The following is a 3,722-nucleotide window of genomic DNA, read 5'->3' on the forward strand; positions in this document are numbered from 1 at the left end:
ACCGGAGCCGCCGCCCACATGTCCCTTCATCTATACCAACAATGAGAATGAACCGACGCCAGCCCTGCCCCCGATCATCTCGAGGTGATCGTGTGACCGATCCGGAAAGGCGTGGACGATCCCGCAAGGAAGCGCCGCTTACCAAAAGAGTAATCCCTCACCACTATGTGGCGCGACCAGCGAGTGGTCCGGGACCGTGCAGCGAACCGGCCGAAGCCGTTGGTCCGTTGCGGTGAACGGGCCTCTAAGGGCATCGTCGGAAGGCGTCAACGATTCGATGCAAAAAACTTCGCACCGCCGCGGAACTTGTCCGGCGCTTGCGGCAGCCTGCCGTCTCTCTAGGGTGTAGACAGAGGCCGTGACGGCCCGATGACAGGAAGGATTTGCGATGCGCTTCACCGGCACCGACACCTATGTCGCAACTGACGATCTCAAGGTGGCGGTCAATGCCGCGGTGACGCTGCGCCGTCCGCTGCTGGTCAAAGGCGAACCCGGCACTGGCAAGACCGTGCTCGCCCACGAAATTGCGGAAGCCGCCGGTGCGCCGCTGATCGAGTGGCACGTCAAGTCGACCACCAAGGCACATCAAGGGCTTTACGAATATGACGCGGTGGCACGGCTGCGCGACGGACAGCTCGGCGACGCGCGGGTCCACGACATCGCCAACTATATCCGCCGCGGCAAATTGTGGGAGGCGTTCACCTCCCCCGCCCTTCCCGTGCTTCTGATCGACGAGATCGACAAGGCCGACATCGAATTTCCCAACGACCTCCTGCAGGAGATCGATCGGATGAGCTTCGACGTCTACGAGACCGGCGAGCGCGTCACCGCGGTCGAGCGGCCGATCGTCATCATCACCTCGAACAACGAGAAGGAGCTGCCCGACGCCTTTCTACGTCGCTGCTTTTTCCACTATATCCGCTTCCCCGATCGCGAGACGATGCAGGCGATCGTCGACGTCCATTTTCCGGGGATCGAGAAGCGATTGGTCGGGCGCGCGCTCGACATCTTTTACGAGGTGCGCGAGGTGCCCGGCCTGAAGAAGAAGCCCTCGACCAGCGAACTGATCGACTGGCTCAAGCTGCTGCTCCACGAGGACATGCCGCTCGAGGTGCTGCAGTCGAAGGATGCGCGGAAAGCGATCCCGCCGCTGCACGGGGCGCTGCTCAAGAATGAGGCGGACGTTATGCTGTTCGAGCGGCTGGCGTTTCTGACGCGGCGACAGAGCTGACTGGGCCCCCGGCGAAGGCCGGGGAACGACAAGACGAAGGGTATCCGATGTTCATCTCCTTCCTCGACGAACTGCGCCGCGCCGGCATTCCGGCCAGCCCCAAAGAGCATCTGGTGCTGCTCGAGGCGCTCGACCGCGAGGTGATCGCGCAGACACCGGAGGAATTCTATTATCTGTCGCGCGCGATCTACGTGAAGGACGAGAGCCTGATCGATCGCTTCGACCAAGTGTTCGCACATGTCTTCCGCGGGCTGGTCGCTCCGGGCGAAGAGACCGCGGACATCCCCGAGGAGTGGCTCAAGGCGGTCGCCGAAAAATTCCTGTCGTCCGAGGAGATGGAGAAGATCAAATCGCTCGGCGATTGGGACGAGATTATGGAGACGCTGCGCAAGCGGCTTGAGGAGCAGCAGGGCCGGCATCAGGGCGGCAACAAATGGATCGGCACCGGCGGCACCTCGCCGTTCGGCAATTCGGGATACAATCCCGAGGGCGTCCGGATCGGCGGCGAGAGCCAGCACAAGCGCGCGATCAAGGTGTGGGAGAAGCGCGAGTTCCGCAATCTCGACAGCTCGGTCGAGCTTGGCACGCGCAACATCAAGATCGCGCTCCGCCGTCTTCGCCGCTTCGCGCGAGAGGGCGCGGCCGACGAGCTCGACATCGATGCCACAATCGATGGCACCGCACGCAAAGGCTATCTCGATATCAGCATGCGGGCCGAGCGTCGCAATGCGGTCAAGCTGCTGCTGTTCCTCGATGTCGGCGGATCGATGGACCCACACGTCAGGGTCTGCGAGGAGCTGTTCTCGGCGGCCACCGCCGAGTTCAAGCATCTCGAGTTCTTCTATTTCCACAACTGCGTATACGAGGGCGTGTGGAAGGACAATCGCCGCCGCTTCGCCGAGCGCACGTCGCTGTGGGACGTGCTCCACAAATTCGGGCATGATTACAAGCTGCTGTTCGTTGGCGACGCACAGATGAGCCCCTATGAGATCAGCCACCCGAACGGCTCGGTCGAGCATATGAACGACGAGCCGGGCGCGTTGTGGATCAAGCGGATGACCGACGTCTATGCGTCGGCGGCGTGGCTCAATCCGATCCCCGAGCCGCAATGGGGCTATTCGCAGTCGATCGGCATGATCCGCGAGCTGCTCGGCGACCGGATGTTCCCGATGACGCTGAAGGGACTCGATGAAGCCGCGCGATCGCTGGCGCGCAAACGCTAATTTTCGATCACGCTGAGCGAGTTCTGGCGTTTTGCGCCGCGCTTCGCTATGCGCGCCAGCATGAGCACAAGCGAAGCCTTCCGCGCCAACGCCGCCGCCGAACGCGCGGCCGCCGCCAAGACCAACCTTCCCAACCGCAAGGCGATGCACGAGCGCTCGGCGATGACCTGGGACGCGATGGCGCAGGGCGTCGAGGAGACTGCCGAGCGCGCCTCGGTCAATCTCGCCGCGAAGACCGCCGCGGCACGCTGAGCGCGTAGCGGGCGACCCGCACGGGTTGCCGTCGGGGCGTCGCCCCTCCCACCCTCCGTTCGCCCTGAGCGCAGTCGAAGGGCAGCCACCGTCGGCGCGTGTCCTTCGACTGCGCTCAGGACGAACGGCTGTTGGCGGCTTGGCCGACTCCGAAACGGTCCCGCACGCAGAAAGGGCCGGAGGATCGCTCCTCCGGCCCTTCCCTTACAAGCGGAGTGCCTGAGTGGCGCGGACTTAGAAGTCCATGCCGCCCATGCCACCCATGCCGCCGCCCATGCCAGCCGGCATGCCGCCGCCCGACTTGTCCTCGGGGAACTCGGCGATCGTAGCTTCGGTGGTGATCAGCAGGCCGGCCACCGAGGCGGCATCCTGCAGAGCCGTCCGCACGACCTTGGTCGGATCGATCACGCCGGCCGCAACCAGGTTCTCGTAGACGTCGGTCGAGGCGTTGAAGCCGCGGGTCTCGTCATTCTCGCGCAGCAGGTTGCCCGCGACCACCGCACCGTCGAAACCGGCATTCTGCGCGATCTGACGAAGCGGCGCCTGGAGCGCCTTGCGGATGATGTCGATGCCGCGGGTCTGGTCGTCGTTGATGCCCTTGAGGCCCTCGAGCGCCTTGGTCGCGTACAGCAGCGCGGTGCCGCCGCCCGGGACGATGCCTTCTTCGACGGCCGCGCGGGTCGCATGCAGCGCGTCGTCGACGCGATCCTTGCGCTCCTTGACCTCGACCTCGGTCGACCCACCGACCTTGATCACGGCCACGCCACCGGCGAGCTTTGCGAGACGCTCCTGGAGCTTCTCCTTGTCGTAGTCGCTCGTCGTGTTCTCGATCTGCGCACGGATCGCCTCGACGCGGCCCTTGATGTTGGCCTCGTCACCCGCACCGTCGACGATGGTGGTGTTGTCCTTGTCGATGGTGACGCGCTTGGCGGTGCCGAGCATGCCGACCGTGACGTTCTCGAGCTTGATGCCGAGATCCTCGGAGATCATCTCGCCCTTGGTCAGGATCGCGATGT

At 64.2% G+C, this 3,722-nt stretch carries 4 protein-coding genes; 3 read left to right on the plus strand and 1 reads right to left on the minus strand.

Annotated features, from left to right (window positions below; translation table 11 throughout):
* Positions 1-388 precede the first annotated feature (388 nt).
* From Q0326_RS17500 to Q0326_RS17510, 3 genes are read left to right on the plus strand one after another with little or no spacing between them, the layout of a single operon-like run.
* Positions 389-1,231 (plus strand): MoxR family ATPase, encoded by an 843-nt coding sequence (locus Q0326_RS17500; protein WP_298692995.1) that lies wholly within the window; start codon positions 389-391, stop codon positions 1,229-1,231.
* 47 nt (positions 1,232-1,278) lie between these two features.
* Positions 1,279-2,454 (plus strand): VWA domain-containing protein, encoded by a 1,176-nt coding sequence (locus Q0326_RS17505; protein ID WP_298692997.1) that lies wholly within the window; start codon positions 1,279-1,281, stop codon positions 2,452-2,454.
* 60 nt (positions 2,455-2,514) lie between these two features.
* A complete protein-coding gene (locus tag Q0326_RS17510; RefSeq protein ID WP_298692999.1) occupies positions 2,515-2,706 on the plus strand; it encodes a hypothetical protein in 192 nt (63 codons plus the stop codon).
* Positions 2,707-2,940: 234 nt separating this feature from the next.
* Here the strand turns inward: Q0326_RS17510 and groEL are convergent.
* A partial coding sequence (gene groEL, locus Q0326_RS17515) for a chaperonin GroEL (protein ID WP_298693002.1) occupies positions 2,941-3,722 on the minus strand: 782 nt, incomplete at its 5' end.

Source organism: uncultured Sphingomonas sp. (assembly GCF_937859915.1).
Taxonomy (GTDB): Bacteria; Pseudomonadota; Alphaproteobacteria; order Sphingomonadales; family Sphingomonadaceae; genus Solisphingomonas.